This is a genomic window from Jingyaoa shaoxingensis (genome assembly GCF_014385005.1).
GTDB classification, from domain to species: Bacteria; Bacillota; Clostridia; order Lachnospirales; family Lachnospiraceae; genus Marvinbryantia; species Marvinbryantia shaoxingensis.
In genome coordinates this window covers 518,284-541,162 of record NZ_JACRSZ010000001.1, presented here as the reverse complement: position 1 = coordinate 541,162, position 22,879 = coordinate 518,284, and the positions used below count along the sequence as shown (strand labels likewise).

Annotated in this window: 20 protein-coding genes and 1 tRNA gene; 16 read left to right on the top strand and 5 right to left on the bottom strand. The window is 43.1% G+C overall.

Features of this window, described 5'->3' with window-relative positions; all coding sequences use genetic code 11:
• Positions 1–11: 11 nt before the first annotated feature.
• A complete protein-coding gene (locus H8716_RS02565; RefSeq protein WP_249306964.1) occupies positions 12–1,445 on the top strand; it encodes a YjiH family protein in 1,434 nt (477 codons plus the stop codon).
• A 99-nt stretch (positions 1,446–1,544) separates the two neighbouring features.
• Here H8716_RS02565 and H8716_RS02560 read toward each other — a convergent pair whose 3' ends face one another.
• Complete coding sequence (locus H8716_RS02560; protein ID WP_249306963.1) at positions 1,545–1,775, bottom strand: hypothetical protein; 231 nt, start codon at positions 1,773–1,775, stop codon at positions 1,545–1,547.
• 130 nt (positions 1,776–1,905) lie between these two features.
• Here H8716_RS02560 and H8716_RS02555 point away from each other — a divergent pair.
• From H8716_RS02555 to H8716_RS02545, 3 genes are all read left to right on the top strand, one after another.
• Positions 1,906–1,976, top strand: a tRNA-Trp gene (locus tag H8716_RS02555).
• Between the two features lie 122 nt (positions 1,977–2,098).
• Entirely contained in the window at positions 2,099–2,488 is a 390-nt protein-coding gene (locus tag H8716_RS02550) for a DUF6465 family protein (protein WP_249306962.1), read from the top strand.
• A 32-nt stretch (positions 2,489–2,520) separates the two neighbouring features.
• Entirely contained in the window at positions 2,521–3,747 is a 1,227-nt protein-coding gene (locus H8716_RS02545) for a HipA domain-containing protein (protein WP_249306961.1), read from the top strand.
• 15 nt (positions 3,748–3,762) lie between these two features.
• Here the strand turns inward: H8716_RS02545 and H8716_RS02540 are convergent, their stop codons facing one another.
• A complete protein-coding gene (locus H8716_RS02540; RefSeq protein ID WP_249306960.1) occupies positions 3,763–4,707 on the bottom strand; it encodes a LysR family transcriptional regulator in 945 nt (314 codons plus the stop codon).
• A 157-nt stretch (positions 4,708–4,864) separates the two neighbouring features.
• Between H8716_RS02540 and H8716_RS02535 the strand changes: the two genes are divergently transcribed.
• The 5 genes from H8716_RS02535 to H8716_RS02515 all read left to right on the top strand — a co-directional run bounded on the left by H8716_RS02535 (position 4,865) and on the right by H8716_RS02515 (position 12,880).
• Positions 4,865–5,791 carry a 4Fe-4S dicluster domain-containing protein gene (locus tag H8716_RS02535; RefSeq protein ID WP_249306959.1) on the top strand — a complete coding sequence of 309 codons (927 nt, stop codon included), beginning with the start codon at positions 4,865–4,867 and terminating at the stop codon, positions 5,789–5,791.
• Between the two features lie 160 nt (positions 5,792–5,951).
• Positions 5,952–7,046, top strand: a complete 1,095-nt coding sequence (locus tag H8716_RS02530; protein WP_249306958.1) for an endonuclease/exonuclease/phosphatase family protein — start codon at positions 5,952–5,954, stop codon at positions 7,044–7,046.
• A 34-nt stretch (positions 7,047–7,080) separates the two neighbouring features.
• Positions 7,081–9,882, top strand: coding sequence for an HD domain-containing phosphohydrolase (locus H8716_RS02525; protein ID WP_249306957.1), 2,802 nt, complete (start codon positions 7,081–7,083; stop codon positions 9,880–9,882).
• A 358-nt stretch (positions 9,883–10,240) separates the two neighbouring features.
• Positions 10,241–11,635 (top strand): magnesium transporter, encoded by a 1,395-nt coding sequence (gene mgtE, locus H8716_RS02520; protein ID WP_249306956.1) that lies wholly within the window; start codon positions 10,241–10,243, stop codon positions 11,633–11,635.
• Positions 11,636–11,791: 156 nt separating this feature from the next.
• The gene (locus tag H8716_RS02515; protein WP_249306955.1) at positions 11,792–12,880 is read left to right on the top strand and encodes a sugar kinase; all 1,089 of its coding nucleotides are present in this window, start codon (positions 11,792–11,794) and stop codon (positions 12,878–12,880) included.
• A gap of 140 nt (positions 12,881–13,020) precedes the next feature.
• Here the strand turns inward: H8716_RS02515 and H8716_RS02510 are convergent, their stop codons facing one another.
• Genes H8716_RS02510 through H8716_RS02500 form a run of 3 tightly spaced genes read right to left on the bottom strand, consistent with a single transcriptional unit; the run spans position 13,021 to position 14,962 of the window.
• Complete coding sequence (locus H8716_RS02510; RefSeq protein WP_249306954.1) at positions 13,021–13,959, bottom strand: DUF4097 family beta strand repeat-containing protein; 939 nt, start codon at positions 13,957–13,959, stop codon at positions 13,021–13,023.
• On the bottom strand, positions 13,956–14,648 hold the full coding sequence (locus H8716_RS02505; RefSeq protein ID WP_249306953.1) for a DUF1700 domain-containing protein: 693 nt from the start codon (positions 14,646–14,648) through the stop codon (positions 13,956–13,958). The genes H8716_RS02510 and H8716_RS02505 overlap by 4 nt, the downstream gene beginning before the upstream one ends.
• Positions 14,645–14,962, bottom strand: a complete 318-nt coding sequence (locus H8716_RS02500) for a PadR family transcriptional regulator (RefSeq protein ID WP_249306952.1) — start codon at positions 14,960–14,962, stop codon at positions 14,645–14,647. Before H8716_RS02500 ends, H8716_RS02505 begins: the two co-directional genes overlap by 4 nt.
• Before the next feature lie 246 nt (positions 14,963–15,208).
• Here H8716_RS02500 and H8716_RS02495 point away from each other — a divergent pair, with 246 nt between their 5' ends.
• From H8716_RS02495 to araB, 7 genes are all read left to right on the top strand, one after another.
• Positions 15,209–15,829, top strand: coding sequence for a GDSL-type esterase/lipase family protein (locus H8716_RS02495; protein ID WP_249306951.1), 621 nt, complete (start codon positions 15,209–15,211; stop codon positions 15,827–15,829).
• 99 nt (positions 15,830–15,928) lie between these two features.
• Entirely contained in the window at positions 15,929–16,483 is a 555-nt protein-coding gene (gene hxlB, locus H8716_RS02490) for a 6-phospho-3-hexuloisomerase (RefSeq protein ID WP_249306950.1), read from the top strand.
• 276 nt (positions 16,484–16,759) lie between these two features.
• The gene (locus H8716_RS02485; protein WP_117448653.1) at positions 16,760–17,599 is read left to right on the top strand and encodes a MurR/RpiR family transcriptional regulator; all 840 of its coding nucleotides are present in this window, start codon (positions 16,760–16,762) and stop codon (positions 17,597–17,599) included.
• Positions 17,600–17,614: 15 nt separating this feature from the next.
• Complete coding sequence (locus tag H8716_RS02480; protein WP_249306949.1) at positions 17,615–18,640, top strand: sugar ABC transporter substrate-binding protein; 1,026 nt, start codon at positions 17,615–17,617, stop codon at positions 18,638–18,640.
• Positions 18,641–18,720: 80 nt separating this feature from the next.
• Complete coding sequence (locus H8716_RS02475; protein ID WP_249306948.1) at positions 18,721–20,226, top strand: sugar ABC transporter ATP-binding protein; 1,506 nt, start codon at positions 18,721–18,723, stop codon at positions 20,224–20,226.
• On the top strand, positions 20,219–21,184 hold the full coding sequence (locus H8716_RS02470; RefSeq protein WP_117448656.1) for an ABC transporter permease: 966 nt from the start codon (positions 20,219–20,221) through the stop codon (positions 21,182–21,184). Before H8716_RS02475 ends, H8716_RS02470 begins: the two co-directional genes overlap by 8 nt.
• Positions 21,185–21,189: 5 nt before the next feature.
• Entirely contained in the window at positions 21,190–22,878 is a 1,689-nt protein-coding gene (gene araB / locus H8716_RS02465) for a ribulokinase (RefSeq protein WP_249306947.1), read from the top strand.
• Position 22,879 lies beyond the last annotated feature (1 nt).

Genomic DNA, 22,879 nt, shown 5'->3' with positions numbered 1-22,879 from the left:
AGGGAGAAGGTATGGAAAAAACAACATATAAATGGTCTACGTACCTGAAATTCGTAGTATTTTCGTTATTGGGGATTTTTGTATTTTTTATCAATGTACCATTTCCGGGATATGAGATACAGATTGGAGTCTGGAAATGGGGAGCGGTTCCGGCACAAAGCAATGTAATTGTGTCTCATTTGACCAATTTCCTAAAAGCAGCATTGTTTACAGGTAATTTTAAAGCAATGCCGCTGATAGTGTGGGGAATAGGTGTTTACAGTATTGTGGATTTGTTTGTATTGCGGCCGGATAAGTTCTGGCATACAACCAAAGTCGCAGCTATATTTGCTGTATTCAAAATTGTGGGATTTGGACTTCTCTGCTTTGCCATGCTGGAGATTTATTTTGGCTGGCATCCGGGCTTTATGGGATGGTTTTTTGAACCAGTACCATCACTGAGCGATAAAAGTATCTGTATGTTCATTATGAACAGTATTCTGGTGACGATCTCCATTTCCATTCCGGCAGCATCGTTATTTTTGCCACTGCTGGTGGATTACGGACTGGTGGATTTTGTAGGCGTACTGGTACGGCCGATTATGCGTCCGGTATTCAAACTTCCTGGAAGAGCGGCTGTTATCATGGTGTCTGCATTTCTTGGAAACTTTTCAGTAGGACATATTGCGGTGAATGACCAGTATAAAACGGGAAGAATGACAGAACGGGAAGCGGTAGTAATCGGAACCAGTTTTTCTACCGTGTCGGTTGGGTTTTTGATGGCACTGGCCAACAATACCGGGTTAAATGAACGCGGATACTGGAATCTGTATTTCTGGACTGCATTTTTGATTACACTTCTGGTCAGCCTGATCGGTGTGCGGATCTATCCACTTCGTCAGATTCCTGACCGGTGTTATCCGGGAGTGGAAGCCTGTCCGGAACCACTGATCAAGAAAAATATTCTGAAAGTAGCCTGGAAAGAGGCTCTGGATGTGGCTGAGAATCAAGATCCGCTGATTAGCAGAATCGGTTATATCATGAAAGAAACGATCGGAGTACTGGGAACCGTAGCATCCGGAACGGCCTTCTTTGCAACTGCTGGTGTACTGCTGTATACGTATACACCGATTGTGAAATGGGTGGGGTATCTCTTCTATCCATTTATGAGAATCTCCATTCCCAAGGCAGAAGCAGTGACTGCCTGTACCGGAGCAGCAGTATCTTTTGTAGAAGTGACTATTCCGGCACTTCTTGTGACGGTTGGCGAGTGGAGCCTGCGAACCAGATATATGATGGCGGTCATACCGGTTACTTCCATTATCTTCCTGGCCAGCTTCGTGCCGTGCCTGATGGCAACAGAAGTTCCGGTAAAGTTCAAAGACATGGTAATCATCTGGGTAGAACGTATGCTGCTGTCTGTATTGATCACAGGGGTTTTCGCTGTCATCCTGTTCCCGGCGTAAAATGAAAAATAATACTTATGAGAGTAACTGATAAATCCGATGCCACATAGAGATATTTGGCATCGGATTTAAACCAATTATGAGTTCGAAGCAAAACGTTCAGGAACACATCTGTTTCAGAGATTCAATCAGTTCAAGATCAGTTGAGGTAACCTTCAGATTAGATTCGAGGATCTTTCCTTCCGGTGTGGTAATCGAAAAAGCTATTATACTGCCTTCCCTCAGTGCAGGCTGGGCGGCACGCAAAAAAGCAGGGAACTTAGGGTGCTGATTCGTAAAACGCTGCCACAGACTTTTAAGCTGAAGCAAGGATTGAAAATTTATAGCCATGGTGGATTCTCCTTTATTATGGATTTATGCGAATAGATCGTAACATTTTTCCTGAAAAACGTCAAATAATTTCAAAAAAATGTTGACAGAAAAAAGCGTTTGTGATATAAATATCTAGTGAGCAACGCACAGGGGATTGGTCAAATGGTATGACAGAAGTCTCCAAAACTTTTAGCGGGAGTTCGATTCTCTCATCCCCTGCTCCGATAAGTCGAAAGATCTTGTGGATTCAAGATTTTTCGACTTTTTTGTATTCCAGAGAATTTGACGGAGAAAATGTACTGTGCTATTCTATAAGAAAAAGATAAAGGAGGATCGTAATTATGAAGAAAAGACAGTCAGTAAGTAAAATTGCCAAAGCCGCCGTTCAGGAGGTAAAAGATAACGCGAAAGACATTATGAATACACCGATTGTAGAGAAAGCAAAAGAAACCGTCAAGGACGTAGCGGAGAAAGCGGAAGATACAGTAAAAACAGTGACAAAGGCAGCAAAAGATGCAGGAAACAGAATAGAAGCTGTCACTCTGGAAGTTTCCGGTCTGGATATTGATATGGATGATATTAAGAAAGCAGTAAAAAAAGACGCAGCAGAAAAAGGTCTTAATGGAACCATTCGTATTTATCTGAATGTGGTTCAGATGGCGGCTTACTATACAGTGGATGAAAAAGGCAGTGACGAATACAAAGTAGATTTTGTACGGATCAGCAAATAGTATATAAAAAAAGAAAACGGGAGGTGGGACGGATGAACTGCACTTTGATGCATAAGAGAATCCCTGTTGCACAGATGGAATTAGATGATGCGACCGGATTCATCAGTAAAGTATATGAAGTATATGCGCCAGAACATCTTCCTGTGGGAATTTCGGTGAAAAAAAGCATAGCTGACCGGGCAGCATTGAATGCGTGGTGGACGGACCGGTCTATTCCGGCAAGCAGATCCGGGGTTCAAGAGGCGTTGGAGACGCTGGACATTGCAGATACAAAGTTATTGCTTGTCCGTTGTTTTGGACTCAGCCTTTCTGATCAATATTGGATCCGACCGACAGGGACAGATCTGAAATGGGATGATATCAATTTTTTTGACCATGCATTTTCAGATGATATCGGAGATATCCTGCTGGGGGCAAAAAAGGAGACGGCAGAGTTTGATTTCAGTTCACCGGACAACACCTCGGATGGATGTCTGAAAAAACGATGGAAGATACTGAATGGACAAAGATGTTTGTTAAAAGGTGGCAGTAATCCATTCCGGCAGCAGCCGTTCAATGAGGTGATAGCATCCAGAATCATGGATTGTCTGGGAATTGAATATATCGCGTATGACTTGATATGGGATGAAGAAGAGCCGTACAGTATCTGTCAGGATTTTGTGACCAGAGATACGGAACTGATCGGTGCCTGGCGTATTTTTCAGACACAGAAAAAGTTAAATGATGTATCGGTATACCAGCATTATGTGAATTGTTGCGAAGCACTTGGAATTGATGTCGTTCCGTCATTGGACAGAATGATAGTGGTGGACTATATCATAGCGAATGAAGACCGGCACCTGAACAATTTTGGACTGATACGGGAAGCAGAGAGTCTGAAATGGATTGGAGCGGCACCGATTTTTGACAGCGGATCATCTTTTGGATATGACATGCTGCCATTCGAGATACTTTCTGGAAAACGCGTTACCTGTAAACCATTCAAAAATCACCATGAGGAGCAGTTAAAGCTGGTATCGTCATTTGAATGGATTGATTTTACAAAGCTGAAGGATGTAGGAGAGCTGATTCGAAGCGTATTCGATGATGAGCGGGCAGCGCAGTTTATCGATAAAAAAAGAATAGACAGTATCGTAACATCAACTGAAAAACGAATCCGGACGCTGGAAGAATATGCAGCTGGCTTTAATGGAAAGTCAGCAGCGAGATTAACAGAAGATGATGTGAAAAAGAATATAGCAGAAAATTATGTGAAATAAACAGTGCGGGGGATGCTAATGCAGCATCCCCATTTTTTCGGGCATGTTCATATGCTGATGTTCATGCAGAATCCGTTCCAGTTCATAGATAGACGGAGTCAGGAACTTGTTTTTATGATAGACCAGTTTGAATTTTCGATCCCATTCGCCGTCTGCCTGGCGGAAAGCACGGATGGATCCGTGCTGCAGTTCGTGCTGCATCAGCCGTAGGGACATAACGGAGAGAATATTGTTGTAGAGCACTGCATTCAACAGAACTCTTGGACTGTTGGCTTCCCAGGCTGTGATATAGGACAATTGATGTCTGGAAGCGTAATCTTCAAAGAGCTGCCGGGTACCGCTGCCGGATTCACGCATGGAAAATTTCTGCCCCTGCAGATCAGCAACAGACAGCTCCCGCCGTGTATAAAAGGGATGCGCTTTGCCAACCGCCAGTACCAGACTGTCATCAATGATAGGCAAAACAATCAGATCCGGAGAGAGAATTTCGCCCTCTATTACGGCAGCGTCCAGTTCTGATTTTAACAGTTTTTCTTCGATATCACGGGTGTTGCTCACATAGGAATAAATCAACATCTCTGGAAAACATTTTTGAAGATCCACTACCACGGAAGGCGTCAGGCAGGTGCCGACTGTGATAGTGGAGCCCAGCTTGAGCGTGGAAGACTGCCCCTGATTCAGCATCAGTTCTTCCACCTGGCGGAACTGCTGTACCAGTTCTTCAGCGTGGGGCAGCAGAAGCCTGCCACGATCGGTAAGATACAGTTTTTTCCCAAGACGTTCAAATAAAAGACCGTTATAGTGTGTCTCGAGTTCACGGATTGCCTGACTGACTGTAGGCTGGGAAAGATACAGAGTCTTGGCGGCTGCACTCATAGAGCCTTGCTGTGCTACGGTTAGAAAAATGGTAAGATGGCGGATGGTCAAAGAGTATGCTCCTTTCAGAGGCAGAAATGTCATGGACGTTCCTGTTGGTTGTTTCAGATCAAATGTTAAAAATAACGTATAGATAATACCTATAGTTTCTATAAAATAATATCATTTTTCAAATACATGAACAAGTGGTATAGTGAATAAAAACGCAGATAACATTACACCAAAGAACAGGAGGAAAATCATGTCAGCACTGACAGTCAGCAAGGAAGAGGAAAAAAGATTAAAGGGTCTTGGTTTCTTAAATAACAGGGGAACTGATGAATTTTCTGCACGGGTCATTACGGTGAACGGGAAAGTAACGGCCGCTCAGCACAGATGCATGGCAGATGCAGCAGAAAAATTCGGAAATGGAAAGCTTGCCTATACTACAAGACTTTCTGTAGAGATTCCTGGAATCCCATATGAAAAAGTAGATGAATTCCAGGCATTTATTGCAAAAGAAGGACTGATGACAGGAGGGACAGGCGCCAAGGTACGTCCGGTGGTTTCCTGTAAAGGAACCACCTGCCAGTACGGTCTGCTGGATTCCTATGGTATCTCAGAAGAGATTTTCCACAGATTCTATGAAGGATACCGTCAGGTGGGATTACCACACAAGTTTAAGATCGCAGTAGGTGGATGTCCGAATAACTGTGTAAAACCAAACCTGAATGATGTGGGTATCATCGGTCAGAGAATTCCGCAGGAGGATCTGGATAAATGTAAAGGATGCAAGAAATGTGCCATTGAAGCAGCCTGTCCAAACAAGGTGGCAAAAGTAGTGGATGGAAAACTCCACATTGATGAAGAAGCCTGTCGTCACTGCGGACGCTGTGTAGGTAAGTGCCCGTTTGATTCCATCCCAGACGGAACCTACGGTTACAAGATCTATGTCGGTGGAAGATGGGGCAAGAAAGTAGCCAAAGGAAAAGCCCTGGGTAAAGTTTTTACCACAAAAGAAGAAGCATTGGATGTGATTGAAAAAGCTATTTTACTGTTTAAAGAACAGGGAGAAAAAGGAGAGCGCTTTGCAGAGACCATTGACCGCATTGGATTTGAGAATGTAGAGAAGCAGTTACTGGCAGATGATATTCTGGCACGGAAAGAAAAGATACTGGCAGAAGCATAAAAAGTTTAGAAAAAAGTCATTGTTTTGTGAAAGGAATCATAAAACAATGACTTTTTATATAAAAGAGAATATTTTGAAAACAGGATGTTTCTGCTTTTCGCTGGTTGACAGGCTGCTTTTATGTTATACTTAAAAAAATGTCATTTGACAGATGGAGCGTATGAACATGAGAAAGAAAATCCTGAAGATATTTGGAATTGTGGCAGGAACACTGGTGGCGGCATTGGCGGTTTATGTAATTTATCTGTTCGCCAGCTATAACAGAATCGAGGACAGGAAGATCCTGGAAGTGGAATCACCAAAGCAGGAAGGTAAGGAAAAAGAACAGCTTACTACGGAGCAGGAATATGGGGCATTGACCTACAATATCGGTTTTGGAGCTTATACGCCGGATTTCAGTTTCTTCATGGATGGTGGGAAGTCCTCCTGGGCAAAGAGCAAAGAAAGCGTCATAGAGACTGTGCAGGGAGCAGGAGAACTGGTGGCATCTCTGGACCCGGATTTTGCCATGATAGAAGAGATTGATCTGGATTCCACCAGAAGTTATCATGTGGATGAATATCAGATTTTAAAAGAATGTCTGCCAGAAGATTATACTGTGTTTGCGAAGAATTATCATTCTGCATTCCTGTTTTATCCTTTTACCCAGCCTCATGGAAAAAGCAATTCCGGAATCGGACTTTTTTCCAGATATGAGATCACAGACTCACTGCGAAGAAGTCTGCCGATCTCCACATCACTGAGTAAATTCCTGGATCTGGACCGTTGTTACAGTGTATCCAGAGTCCAGGTTGACAATGGAAAAGAGCTGGTTATTTATGCTCTTCACATGTCTGCTTACGGGAACAGTGATGCGATTCGGGAAGGGCAGATCCAGATGTTATGCCAGGATATGAAGACAGAATATGAAGCAGGAAACTATATAATCTGCGGAGGAGATTTTAATCATGATCTGAAGGCAGATGAGGGTGAAAATGATTCTTACGAATCCTGGGCCTATCCGTTTCCGCGAAGCGAACTGCCGGAACATTTTTCTTTTGCGATGGACGCTCTGTCGGAACAGGAAAAGGATGCGTTGTGGAACAGTGCACGCAACGCAGATATGGAATATGAGGAGGGGGTTACCTATACGGTTACTTTGGACGGTTTTATTATTTCAGATAATGTGGAGTGTGTTTCTTATGAAAATATTAACACGGGATATACCTGGTCAGATCATGATCCGGTGTATCTGAAATTCAGATTGAACAGATAATATGTATGTGAAAAAAGAAATGAGGATGAGAGAAATGGACAGGGCAGAAAGACAAAGACGGCTTGCATTTTACATCCTGATGTTTTTGATAGTGGCAGCTTTTGTAGTTGGAGAAGCTGTTTATCCAAGTGAGCGCACGGAGATGTCACTGGAAGCCAATATTCGATATCCGGGAACATTTACCTGGGAAAAGACGGATGGAAGCAATGAAGTTATTCGGGTTCCGGGAAAATATGATGTCCCTGTGGGGGAGACCATGGTACTGACTACGATCCTTCCGACAGATTATACGGCGAATGCCATTGGACTGCGTTCTTCACTCCAGGATATAAAGTATTACATTGATGGAGAACTGAGGTGCAGTTATGATACGAAGAATACCAGACCGTTTGGCAAGAACTCAGCCAGCCGTTATGTCTTCTGTGAGACTTCAGAAGAAGATGCAGGTAAGGAACTGAAGATAGAACTCACTACTCATACGTCCAATTATTCTGGCGTGGTGAATGAGGTATATTACGGTGACAAAGGAGATATCTGGACACATATTTTCAATGAATATGGAACGCAGACGCTGATTGCGTTTTTTATTCTCTTTACCGGTGTTGTGACAATATTGTTCAGTATTGCGCTGGGCATGGTGTATCAGACGAAATTCGATATGGAATATCTGGGCTGGTGTATGCTGATGGGATCTGTCTGGATGCTGGGGGAATCCAAGATGCGTCAGCTCTGGATACCGAATGCTTCTATAATGGCGTCCATGTGTTTCGTGGTAATCATTTTATGTCCGATTCCGCTGCTGTTCTATATAGACAGTGTACAAAAACATCGTTACACAGGAATCTACAGAGTGATCGAAGGAGTCGCTTTATTGAATTTTGTGGTGGAAACAGGATTGCAGTTAGCCGGAATTGCAGATTATATAGAGACGATGCCGGTAGATCATGTCATACTTATACTGACTTTTGCGGCGATTACTGTGACTTTTATTATGGATATACGCCGTGGAGAGAGCAGAGAATATCATCTGGTTCTGTCAGGCTGTGTGGTTGCTATGACGGCTATATTGACTGAAGTAGTTTCTTCTTATTTTGTGGTGTCACTTTCCGGAGTGTTTGTGGGAACCGGGCTGCTGATTCTGCTGTTTGTAAATATTATCTGTACGCTGAAACGTGTGCGATATATGGAAAAACAGCGACAGCAGGAAGAACTGGAGAAGCGAAGACGTCAGATGGAGAAGATGTCACTTCGAATGATCCGAACACTGTCAACGACTATGGAAGCAAAGAATGAATATACAAAAGGACATTCTTATCGTGTGGCACAGTACGCAGGAATGATTGCCAGGGAAATGGGATGGAGCAATTCAGAGATTCACCACCTGAAAAATGCAGCGTATGTGCATGATGTGGGACGCATTGGAATACCTGACAGTATACTGAATAAGCCGTCAAAGCTGACAGAAGAAGAGTATGCCATGATTAAAGCACATACAATAATCGGGGCGGATGTACTGAAGGATATTACCGTGATAGAACATGCGGCAGAAGTGGCAAGATCTCATCATGAAAGATATGATGGTAAGGGATATCCGGATGGCCTGAAGGGGGAAGAGATCCTGATACAGGCAAGGATTGTGGCAGTGGCAGACCGTTACGATGCTATGAGCACCAGAAGAATTTATCGAAAAGCTTTGTCACAGGAACAGATCCTGGAGGAACTGAAAGACAACAGGGGTACACAGTTTGATCCGGTAATTGTAGATACTTTTGTTCATCTGCTGGAAACAGGAAAAGCGAAGATTGAAGAAGAAGCAGAAGAAAGAGAAGATGATATTACAGAACTGGAGCGGGGAACAGAAAAATTTATCTCTGAAGTAATGGCAACAATGAAAAGCCAAGGAGATGAAGAGAATTATGATTATCTGACCGGTCTTCCGATACGCAGTCGGGGTGAGACGCTGATCGCGCAGATTATGCAGGAGAAATCAGGCTGTCTTGCATTTGTGGATATGGATAATCTGAAAAGAATTAATGATATCTATGGACATAAGGCGGGAGACCGTGCATTGAAGCTGCTCGGAAAACTGCTCAGTGCGGTGGATAAAGATGCGGTGGCATGTCGTTTTGGCGGCGATGAATTCATTTTATTCCTGCCGGATATGGAAAAAGATCAGGTAACCCAAAAGATGGAGAAACTCTTTGAAACATTCCGGAGCAGTAAGGAAGATGATGTGGAGATCCGCTGTGCATCACTTTCGGCTGGTCTGTGTATGACAGAACCGGGCGATTCCTTTGAAACCAGCTATATGAATGCAGACAATACTCTGTATTATGTCAAACAGAATGGAAAAGACCGGTTCTTTTTCTACCGTCAGATGTCAGAAGAGCGCAGGGAAAAATCTGCAACGGGCAGAGATCTGCAAAAAGTTGCTGCGGCACTGCAGGAAAGCGGCAGCTATAGCGGGGCTCTGGAGATAGATTTCAGAGGATTTGCAAGACTGTATGAATATATGAACAGCTTAAGTGACCGGTATAAGCATTCCTGTTATCTGGTAATGGTGACCATGGATACTGTGTGGAATCAGACCTTATATATGGAACAGATTGAAGAGGCACTTGACTGCATGGAGCAGGCAATCCGTCATGCTATTCGCAAAGTGGACATCTGTACCAGATACAGTGCCATGCAGTATCTGATTATTCTTTTTGAGCCGCAGGAGAGCCAGATATCAAAAGTAATGGAACGCATCTTCGTGCAATACTATCAGTTATATGAGAAAGGAGATTTTAAGCCAGATTACGAGTATATTCTGATATCGGAGAAAAACAGGTAATGGTTCAGTACCTCGCGGGACAGTGGGGTCTGAATAGCTGCAAAAACAGTCAAACTAACAGATTTTACCCTTGACATTTAGGAAACAGACAGGCTAGAATATACGAGGATTAAAATAAAAACAAGGAGGAAAACGAAATGGACAGTTGCGACAGTACAGGACGAAGTAGTATTAACGGTGGCAGACAAGCAAAGAGACCGACGCAGTGTTCCAGAATCGTTTTCTGATGGACTGCGTTTGTTCATATTGCTTTTGAACCACCGTATTCATTCCTATACTTCACAGCATGTTACTGTTGGAAAGTTGAAAAGAAAACGGTGGTTTTCTTATGCCCTTTTTTAGGGAGAAGGGAGGCAATATGACAAAAGAAATGAATGTAAAACCAAATTATGCGGAAGAGCTGCTGGAGATTCTGCACAGCTCTTTATCAAACGAAGAACTTCTGGACAGGCTCTCTGATTACCATGAGAACGATATTGCAGATGCGCTGTCACAGCTGACAGAAGACGAGAGAAAGAAACTGTATCCGGTGCTCGGGGCAGAGCGTCTGGCAGAGATCTTCACTTATATTGATGATCCAGATGAATATTTAAAAGAACTGGATCTGGACAAAGTAGCAAAAGTCATTTCCTACATGGACTCGGACGATGCAGTAGATGTACTGGATGAATTCGATGACAGTACACAGGAAAAACTGGTAGAAATGCTGGATGAAGAAGCCAGCCACGATATCAGGATGATCCAGTCCTATGAGGACGATGAGATTGGTAGTAAGATGACTACTAACTTTATTGTGATCTATCATGATCTGACCATCCGTCAGGCAATGCGGGAACTGGTGCGTCAGGCGGGAGATAACGACAACATCTCTACTGTGTATGTGGTAGACCGCAAAGATGTCTTTTACGGAGCCATTGATCTGAAGGATCTGATTATTGCAAGAGAACGGGATTCTCTGGATGATATTATCAGTACATCCTATCCGTATGTGACCGATCATGAAAAGATCAGCGACTGTATCGAGGATATCAAGGACTACGCCGAAGATTCTATCCCGGTACTGACGGACAAGAAGATGCTGATAGGTGTTATCACATCCCAGGATATCGTAGAAGTAGTAGACGATGAGATGGGTGATGACTACGCAAAGCTGGCTGGTCTGACCGCAGAAGAAGATCTGAATGAGACCACAAAAGAGAGTATGAAAAAGAGACTGCCATGGCTGGTCGTTCTGTTGTTCCTTGGAATCGGAGTATCCTCTGTGGTAGGCGTATTTGAAACAGTAGTTGCCACACTTCCGATTGTCATGGCATTCCAGTCACTGATTCTGGATATGGCAGGCAACGTTGGAACCCAGTCACTGGCTGTAACTATCCGTGTGTTAATGGATGAGAACCTGACCGGTGCACAGAAGCTGCATCTGGCAATAAAAGAGATGCGTGTGGGATTTATGAACGGACTGGTTCTGGGAACAGTATCCTTTCTTCTGGTAGGTTGTTACATCTGGCTTCTTAAGCCGAATCCAGCCAATCATGCATTCTTGATTTCCGGCTGTGTAGGATTCTCACTGATGGCAGCCATGGTGATCTCCAGCCTGGTGGGAACTCTGATTCCGATGTTTTTCCATAAGATCAAGGTAGACCCTGCAGTAGCATCCGGTCCGTTGATCACAACGGTAAACGATCTGGTAGCTGTTATTACGTATTATGGTCTGGCATGGATCCTGCTAATTCAGACCTTCCATCTGGCATAAGTAAGGATGGACAGGAAAAATGTCTGGACAAAAAGAGAAAGTATGATAGACTAAGCATAAGTGAAGCAGCCGTTTGTGCATCGGCAGAGACAGTATGTCTGCTGAAGCATGAATGCCGAGGCATTCTTGAACACATAATTTTTACAGGAGGCTCATATGGAACACTCAAATCCACTTCTTCGTGACAATGACAGTACACAAAAGTTTATTACAATAGGAGAGATCATGCTTCGACTGACACCGCCGAATTACGATAAGATCCGGATGGCGACCAGCTTTGAAGCCAGTTATGGTGGAAGCGAGGCAAACATTGCCCTTGCGCTGGCAAATCTGAATGTGGACAGTACATTCTTTTCTGTTGTACCAAATAACAGCATCGGAAAGAGTGCGATCCGTATGCTGCGAAGCAACGATGTCCACTGTACACCTATGATTTTATCCACACCACAGCAGACCCCGACTCACCGGCTGGGTACTTATTATCTGGAGACTGGTTATGGAATCCGCCCAAGTAAAGTGACTTATGACAGAAAGCACAGTGCTTTTGCAGAGTATGATTTTGATAACGTGGATTTGGATGCACTGCTGGATGGTTTTACCTGGCTACATTTAAGCGGTATTACTCCGGCGGTTTCTCCAAAATGCAAAGATCTGATTCTGAACAGTCTGAAGGTGGCAAAAGAGAAGGGAATCACCACCAGTTTTGACGGTAACTTCCGCAGCACCATGTGGACATGGGAAGAAGCCAGAGACTTCTGTACCGAATGCCTGCCATATATCGATGTACTTTTTGGAATCGAACCGTATCACCTGTGGAAGGATGAAAATGACCACAGTAAGGGTGATTGGAAAGATGGTATCCCGATGCAGCCAAGCTACGAGCAGCAGGATGAGATCTTCCAGAGATTCGTAGAGCGTTATCCGAATCTGAAATGCATTGCCCGCCATGTGCGTTATGCCCACAGCGGTAGTGAGAACAGTCTGAAAGCATACATGTGGTATGAAAACCATACTTTTGAAAGTAAGCTGTTCACTTTCAATATTCTGGATCGTGTAGGCGGTGGAGATGCCTTCGCCAGTGGACTGATCTACGCCATCATGCATGATTACAAACCAATGGATATCGTGAACTTTGCAGTGGCCAGCAGTGCCATCAAGCACACCATCCACGGAGATGCAAACATCACAGATGACGTAGACACTATTCGAAACCTGATGAATATGAATTACGACATCAAGAGATAGCCATTCAGTACAGATTAAGGCTGACAAATTTGCAGAAGCATTTTGTCAGCCTTATTTTAAAATATATCAGATGTGAAATGGCTCTCCTACCTCTGTAGGTGGCGAGCAACAAATATGCCGAGGCATTCTTGAATTTCATGTTATTCAGTTAATGAGATATCCCCATCTTTACAGATAATGGTCAGTGCAGCAGTAGCAGCGCCTTCCTGAGAGTAGCTGGTGAGATCATCCTCACTTTCTGGAAGTGTTTTTTTCAGTTCTTCCGGCAGATGGATTTCTCCGAGTCCGGTAGAGAGCTGTAATCCAAGAGCCTGCAAAATATCAGAGGAAGCGGTGAGTTTCACGTCTCCCAATTTATCGGTCACGGAACAGGACCCCTGATATTGGTTAGAAGCCAGTGTCAGATCGCCATCGCTCACAGTAATTTCGCAGTCATCCAGAGTGCTGTCTGAGACTGTCAGATTCCCCAATGTATTCTGTAAAGTAAAATCTGAGAACTGACAGTTGGTAAAGAAAGCATCCCCATCAACACAATCAATGCTTCCCTGTGCAGCCTGCAGTCCTTCTACAGAGACAGTTCCAAACTGGCTATTTATGGTTGCAGCTTTGAATGCGTGCGCCGGCACGTAAAGGGTAACTTTATCAGCTGTCTGAGAGATATGTTTTCCACACAGCAGATCCGCAAACAGGCTGATATCCACATGAACATAAAAATTGTGGCTATGGTCTGTCTCCGTGACAGATAGATGTCCGCCTTTTACGGTATAAGAGACGGGTGTATTCCCGTAATCTGAGGAAATCTCCCATGCAATGGCACAGTTTTCATCTCCGGACGGAAGAATCTCCAGATCCAGATCGGAAAGGGTAATTTCTATAGAATCTAAGGTGCCAAGATCTGTCCGGGGCAGGGAGATTACTTTTGCTGAATCATCACTGTGAGTGCTCCATTTCAGTTTGTTGAGATCAGCGTGAGCAACATAAGACTGACCATTTTTCAGATAACCGGCAAAAATCAGTGCAGCTCCTATCATACAGCATATCACACCAGCCTTTAACCATTTAAAATGAGATCGTTTCATAATGCTTCACCTCGTTTACTTTTCTTTCGTTGATTTGCAATCCATTTGACTGAAGCAGCAAAAAAACGACAGCCCTGGCGGGTCAGGAGAATGCCAAGCAGAGTAGTCAGGATGCCAAGCCCGATGACAAGCAGTCCGCTTCCGGTGATCATGGAAAATCCGGGAAGAGAAACCGGCAGTGCCAGCAGGCCTCGGAGAACTAGCTTGCAGCCAATGAGAAAGCCGGAAAATGCAGCAATAAATACACACAGATCCAGAATAATGGCACAAAGCATTGCACAGAGCAGGACTACTACCACAGAAATCAGCAGTGGTGCCCCAATGGGTATGGCAAAGAGGACTAACAGGGAGATCCACAGGATGGACTTCCAGATTTTATGGCCGGTAGTACTCGCGGTCCCGGAAGGAGTGGCTGAATCTTCAAAAGTGTTGCCTGATGCAGCGAATGTCTTGGTGTCGGGTGAGACATCTGTCAGTTTCCGATCTAACAGGTTCATCATCAGATCGCTGGCAGCTTCTTTTGGTGTGCCAAGTTCTTCCATCAGAGCCTGTGCGCCTTCATCGTCAGCATCCTCAAAATATTCAGTGAAATATTCCATAGCATCTTCAAAATCTTCCTTCGGAAGCTTCTTCAGATATTTCTCCAGTTGCTGAAGATATTCGGTTTTAGATAATTGCTTTTTACTCAATTGCGAAGCCTCCCTTCGATAATCCCATCAATGGTGTCCTTATAGGTCAGCCATTCGGCATTTAGTTTTCCTATCTGTGTTTTTCCTTCAGGCGTGATGGAGTAGTATTTTCGCTTCCGCCCCTGATATTCTTGTGAATAGGTAGTGAGAAAACCGGATTTTTCCAGCTTTTTCAGGATAGGGTACAGGGTGGATTCTTTGATGTCCGCTGCCAGCTTGATAGTCTGACTGATCTCGTATCCATAGGAATCCTGTGTTGACACAATGGTGAGGATCAGGTATTCGATCAGAAGCGCCGATACCGGAAAATACATACGATAACCTCCTCATCTTATATATAAAAATTTTATATATAAAAATTCTATATATAAGATAACACCAGATGAAATTCATGTCAACAGGAAATTGTTATTCCGCCACTTGGTAAAAAAACCGAGCAGTTTATCCAGTCTTTATTGATTTTTTCTATATCCTGTTATAGAAAAAATGGAATTCCATTCTTTAACCTACTATGTTAGTATGAAAATAGAATAAACAGAAAGCGTAGATGGGGAGAAAAAATGACAGACGTACTTTGTTTTGGCGATTCAAATACATGGGGATATAATCCGAAGGATGGCAGCCGTTTTCCGTGGGGCGTGAGATGGACGAGCGTCTTGCAGGAGCAGTTAAAAGATCAGAGAATCAGGGTAATTGAAGAGGGATTATGTGGTCGAACTACGATATTTGAAGATCCGTTAAGACAGGGGCGAAAAGGTGTGGAACTGTTTCCAACCCTTCTGGAGACACATGGGAAGCCAGATCAGATTGTACTGATGCTGGGAACCAATGACTGTAAAACAGTATTTTCCGCTTCGGCAGATGTAATCGGAAAAGGTATCGTACGTCTCCTGGATCAGGCAAAACAGTTCGCACCTGACAGTAAAATCCTGCTGATCTCTCCAATCTTTCTTGGAGAACGGGTCTGGGAAGAAGAATTTGATCAGGAATTCTCGCCGGAATCCGTAGAAGTCTCCAAAAAGCTGGGAGATGTTTATGAGAAGATTGCAGAACAGTACGGAACAGACTTCTTCCGGGCGGCAGACTATGTACAGAGCAGCGAAGAAGATCAGGAGCATATGAATGCAGAAGGACATAGAGTATTTGCGGGAGTGGTGGCAGAACATCTGAAAAGTGTGTAATGAGTTGGAAAGCAGGAAAAATATCCTTTACTTTTTTCTCTGAACTTGATATAAAGAAGATGAATAGATTTTGCATTTCCATAGAGAAAGAAGTGGAAATTGTTTACAAAATATACCAGCGAGATTTTACAGGAACTTCAGGAATGCCTGAGCAACGGATCAACTGCGGAATATGCCATGATAGGTCAGCTTATAGATCAGGCCGGGAAGATATTTGTAGCCGGTATGGGAAGAACCGGATATGTAATGAAAGGGTTTACCATGCGGCTTGAGCAGGCCGGATATGAAGCTTATTGGATCGGTGATACGAATACCCCTGCAGCAGGAAAAGGTGATTTACTTATTCTTGGAAGCGGAAGTGGCGAGACGGAGACACTTAAGGTGTATGCAAAAAAGGCAAAAGAACTACAGATACCAATTATTGTGTTTACGACATGCAGGGAATCGTCATTGCATGCAGTCGCAGATGTTGCAGTTGTGATTCATGCAGATGCGAAGTTTAAGGAGGATACAGAGAAAAAATCTGTTCAGCCAATGGGATCACTGTTTGAGGAGGCTCTGTTTATCAGCCTTGAGGCACTTGTGATCCAGCTGATGGAAAAAAGGGGAATATCGGAAAAAGAACTGAAAAAAAGACATGCGAATTTTGAATGAAAAAGTTCGGCAGATGTGTGAAACATCTGTCGAACTTTTTTGTATAACAGGAATTCAAAGTGAAGTGTTATTTCGAAGTAAAACTTTCAAAATGAAGTGGGAAAATTAAAAAACTATACAAATATAATAAACAAACAAAGCATTAAATGGACAAAGATGGTGTATATAGTGCAAAATAATGAAAAAAATATGCAAAATTTACTCCATAATTTTAATGTGCTATTCTAATTGTGAAGTAAGAAATCAATAACTTACTGAAAATGTGGAGGAAAAAGTATGAATGAAATAATGGTGCGCATCAGATTTCAACTCCCATCTCTTCCGCGGGCAGAAAAGGTTGTGGCAGAAGCATTGCTGGAAAATCCGGAAGCAATTGCCAATTTTACACTGTCAGGTTTGGCTCATGAAACAGGAAGCAGTGATGCTTCAATTGTCAGATTTTGTAAAAGAATGGGGTACAGCGGGTACACAGAATTCAAACAGGCATTTTTATCAGCAGCAAATGAAGAAAGTTCAGAACGTCCTGAAAAAATAGAAGCGCAGGACGATATGGTGACAATACTGAAAAAAGTATTTCACAGCAATATGCAGACACTGACAGATACATTGTCATTGGTAACTCCAAATTACGAAAAAGCATTAAACGCTATGGCAAATGCAAAATCTATTCATTTTTTCGGTGTTGGAGACGCCTATGCAGTGTGTCAGCTAACGGATACGAAAATCAGCCGAATGGGTATTAACTGCTCTGCTTACAGTGATGTCATGATGCAGTTAATGACGGCAGCAAATTTAAAACCTGGAGATGTGGCATTTGCCGTATCCTATGAAGGCAGGTCAAGAAATGTGGTGCAGGCAATGCGTATTGCAAAAGAACAGGGTGCAACTACGATATGTATTACCAAGATGAACAAGTCTCCATTATTAAAAGTGACTGACATCCCACTGTTTATTTCAACCAGTGATCTGACTTGCGGAAGAGATAAAGTGGCACGGCGTGTGGCAGATCAGGCCATACTGGATGCGTTGTTTCTTGGAATGACTTTGAGAAAAGGAAAAGAATACAACAAGCATATGCGAATGGTGCAAAATGCAATTGATTTAAACAAACTATAAGATCAGGAGGGTTTTATGATGAAGAAAAATGTAGTATCAAGATTGTTATGTGCAGGTCTTTCAGCAAGTATGATGTTATCTATGGGAGCAGTAGCATTTGCAGATGATGACTGGACCATTGATGTAGAAGCAATGAAAGAAGAAGCTGCTGCAAAAGACAACAAAGATATTAAACTGGCATATGTGAGTATGAATCTTGCGAATCCATGGAATGCAATGGTAAAGAAGGGATTCGAGGCAGGATGCGAGGATCTTGGTGTTACTTATCAGGTTATTGATTCGGAATACAATGTTGACACACAGTTAAATGCACTGGAAAGCCTGGTAAATGATGGTTACAGCGGATTTACCTTTACTCCGATTGATACACAGGCAACTCTGGAAATTGTAGATAAAGCTAACGAAAGCGGCATTGCAACTGCATGCATTGCCCAGACACAGGAAAATGTAAAGCTCAGTTATACGTTGGACGAATATGATTATGGACATACCATCGGAGAACAGGCGGCAGAATGGATTAAAGATACACTGGATGGAAAAGCACAGGTATGCATCATTTCACAGGACAATGTAGAATCTGTTATTCCGCGTGGTGATGGTGTGGAAGAAGCGTTAAAAGAGATCTGCCCGGATGTTGAGATTGTTGCAAGACAGGCGGGAGATACGCTGGAAGGCGGTATGAAGATTGTAGAATCCGTTCTGGCACAGTATCCGGATCTGAACGTTGTAGTTGGAACCAATGATTCCGGTGCAATCGGCGGATATCAGGCAATGGTGAATGCAGGAAAAGAAGGAGAAGAATATGCTGTATTTTCCGGAGATGCAACAGATGAAGCTTTGACTTATATTGCAGAAGAAGACAGCATCTACCGGGGAACCGTAGATTTATTCCCGTACAAGGGTGGTTATGAATCCGCATTCTACTTATATAAATACGCAACCGAAGGTATCCCGGAAGAACAGGAAACCGTATATCTTCCATATGTGAAAGTACCAAAGGCTGACGTGCTGGACGGAACCTATGAGTGGGATGGAAAATAAAAAGTAAAAAAAGATATATCCGGAGAAGGGGGAAATGCCAGAGCGCATACCCCTTTCTCTCTAAAAAAGAGGAGACGCAAATGAACGATATAATATTGAAAGTAGATCATTTGTCCAAATATTTTGCATTAGTGAAAGCGTTAGATGATATCTCTTTTGATGTGCGAAGAGGAGAGGTTCATGCGCTCTGTGGAGAAAATGGAGCAGGCAAGTCAACATTTATAAAATTACTGACGGGTGCCTATGAACCGACAAAAGGAACAATTGAATTTGAACATAAGGCGTATGAAAAAATGACACCGAAGTTATCCATGGATTTGGGAATATCGGTTATCTATCAGGAGTTCAGTCTGATTCCATATCTGACAGTTGCAGAGAACATTTTTTATGGAAGAGAAATTCAGAAATATGGAATCAGAAACATAAAGGAAATGAATCAGCGTGCGGAAGAACTGTGTAAGGAAATGGGCGTTGATCTGGATGTAAAAACAAAAGTATGTGAACTGGGAGTGGCTTATCAGCAGATTGTAGAAATTATGAAAGCTGTATCGAAAAATGCCAGGTTTATTATCATGGATGAACCAACAGCACCACTGACCATCAATGAAACAAAGATATTTTTTGATATCATTGAAAAACTCAGAGAAAAGAGAGTTACCATTATTTTTATATCGCACAGATTGGAGGAAGTATTTGAACTATGTGATCGTGTGACGGTATTTTGTGATGGAAGATATATTGTTACAAAAGATGTAAAAGATGTAACCAAGCAGCAACTGATCTCTTATATGGTAGGACGTGAGCTGACTGAATCTTACCCGTTGAATACCGCTGAAAAAGGAGAAGTGCTGCTGGAAGCAGATCATTTGACCAATAAGAGAATAAAAGAGATCAGTTTTCAGCTGAGAAAAGGAGAAATACTGGGATTTGGAGGATTGGTCGGAGCAGGACGTACGGAGGTGGCAAGAGCCATATATGGTGCAGACCGGATACTTTCCGGGAGACTGAAAAAGAATGGAGAAACCTTTTGTCCGGCAAGCCCGAGAGATGGTCTGAAGCATGGAATTGGTCTGATACCGGAAGACCGCAAGAGGCAGGGATTGATTCTGGGAATGTCAGTAAAGGAGAACACTGTTTTCAGCATCTATGATAAATGTACAAATGCGGGAGTCATACAGAAATCAAAAGTAGAAAGTCTGGTGGATGATTATATAAAAGAATTAAAAATAAAAACACCAAACATGGAACAGATTGCAAAGAACCTGTCTGGTGGAAACCAACAGAAAATTGTTCTGGCAAAAATGCTGGCAACAAACTGCGATGTGCTGATTTTTGACGAACCTACCCGAGGAATTGATGTGGGCGCGAAACAGGAGATCTATGCATTGATGACAGAACTGGCAAAACAAGGAAAAGGAATTATCATGATCAGCAGTGAAATGCCGGAATTGATAGGCATGTCAGACCGGATTCTGGTAATGAGCCATGGAAAAATTGTAGGAGAGCTGGAAAGAACAGAGTACACACAGGAAAGAATTCTGGAACTGGCGTCTACAGAGAAAGAAGGAGTAGAGGAACATGAGTAAGAAGAATGATGTATTAACAAAAATGCTGGACTATGGAATCCTGATGGTTCTGATAATTCTGATTATCTTTTTTTCTGTTGCATCCAGCAATTTTCTCAGTATTAATACCTGTATGACAATTTTAAAACAGGTATCCATTACCGGAATTACTTCAGTGGGAATGTGTTATGTAATTCTTACGGGAGGAATTGATTTATCAGTTGGTTCCATTGCGGGTCTGAGTGCGGTAATTGCAGCACTTGTAATGCAGGCGGGAGCACCAGGCGTCATAGGATCTCTTGTTGCTTTACTGGTTGCGCTTGCAGTAGGAGCGCTCAATGGATTTTGTGTGACAAAGTTAAATATGCCGGCATTGATTGCAACACTGGGTACTCAGACAGCATTAAGAGGGCTGGCATATATCGTGACAGATGGATTACCGGTTCACAGTTTCAGCAAAACATATGGTAATTTCGCAAAAACATCTATAGCCGGAATTCCACTTATGGTACTTCTGATGCTGCTGGTATTTCTGGTTGGAAAGTTTATTTTGGAAAGAACCACATTTGGACGTTATGTATACGGTGTTGGTGGAAATGAAGAAGCATCCCATCTTTCCGGTGTAAATGTCATGAGAGTAAAACTGATTGTATATGCTTTTGCCGGATTTTTATCTGGTATTGCAGGACTAGTATTACTTTCCAGAACCAGCAGCGGCCAGCCATCTGCCGGAGACGGATATGAAATGGATGCGATTACGGCAGTAGTTCTTGGCGGCGTAAGTCTGTCAGGAGGCGAGGGAAGAATTAATCAGGTAATGATCGGTGTAGTTCTGATGGGAGTGTTATCAACCGGGATGATTATGTGTGGCATCAATGACTATGTACAGAAACTGGTAAAAGGTATTGTTCTGATTCTGGCAGTTGCATTTACGGAATTTTCCGGAAAAGTAAGGAATCAGAGAATGGTTCAGAAATAGGAGGGATGATATTGAAAAAATATACCATCGGAATTGATTTTGGAACATTGTCAGGAAGATGCCTTCTGACAGATGTAGAGACTGGTGAGGAAACAGCCACCAGTGTGCTGGAATACAGGCACAGAGTAATGAGTGAGACTTTGCCGGATGGTACCAGACTTGGAGTAGACTGGCATTTGCAGCATCCTGGAGATTATCTGGATGTATTGAGGATCACCATAAGAGACGTAATAAAACAGGCAGGGATTAGACCGGAACAGGTGATTGGAATCGGGATCGATACAACCGGCTGTACAATTTTGCCAATAAAAAAGGACGGAACGCCACTTTGCTTTCTGGAAAGATGGAAAGGCAGTCCCAATGCTTACGTGAAGCTGTGGAAACATCATGCTGCACAACCCTATGCAGATAAAATGACAGAGGCAGCACTGGCGAGAAATGAAAAATTTATTCAGCGTTACGGCGGGAAAATATCCAGTGAATGGATGTTTCCAAAAGTATGGCAGGTATTGGATGAAAGTCCGGAGATCTATGAAGATACGGATGCATTTCTTGAAGTGACAGACTGGATTGTGATGCAGCTGACAGGAAAACTGATTCGGAACAGCTGCGCTGCCGGCGCAAAAGCCTGCTGGCATAAAAAGGATGGATATCCGTCTTCGGATTATTTTAAAGCGCTGGATCCGAGACTGGAACATGTAATAGAGGAAAAAATCTGGGGACCGGTGCAGTCTATTGGCACCAGGGCAGGAGTTTTGACAAAAACAAGTGCAGAACTTACCGGTCTTCCGGAGGGAACACCGGTGGCGGTGGGGCATTTTGACGCTCACGGTGCGACCGTGGGAGCGAAAGTAACAGGCCCGGGACGTATGCTGATTATGATGGGAACCAGCAGCTGTCATGAACTGATGTGTACAGAAGAAAAAATGGTGCCGGGAATCTGCGGTTATGTGGAAGATGGAATTGTACCTGGGTATTTTGGATATGAGGCAGGACAGAGCTGTGTAGGAGATCATTTCGCATGGCTGACAGAGAATTTTCTTCCGGCGTCTTATGAAAAAGCAGCAAATGAACAGGGAATCCATATTTATGAATATTTAAACAAACTGGCCGCAAAGAAAAAAGTGGGGGAAACTGGACTTCTGGCATTGGACTGGTGGAATGGAAACAGAAGTGTGCTGGTAGATGGAAGTCTGTCCGGAATGATGCTGGGATTTACATTAAATACCAGAATAGAAGACATGTACCGGACATTGATAGAAGCAACTGCGTTTGGTACGAGAAAGATTATTGAAACATTTGTGGAATATAAGATTCCAGTGGATGAGATCATTGTAGCAGGAGGAATTGCTCAGAAGAATCCGTTTATGATGCAGATTTATGCAGATGTAACGGGACGACCGATCAGAATTGCCGGTTCCAGACAGAACGCGGCATTATCTTCCTGTATCTGGGGAGCGCTGGCAGCAGGAAAGGAAGCCGGTGGATATGACAGTGTAGACGAAGCGGCAGAACGGATGGGAAATCTTCAGAATAAAACGTATTTTCCAAATGCCGAAAATAAAAAAGAATACGACAGATTATACAGAGAATACGAACTGGTGCATGACTATTTTGGAAGAGGACAGAATGATGTTATGAAGCGGCTGAAAAAGCGTATGAATCAGTGTATTCAGGAAACGGAGGAAAAATGAT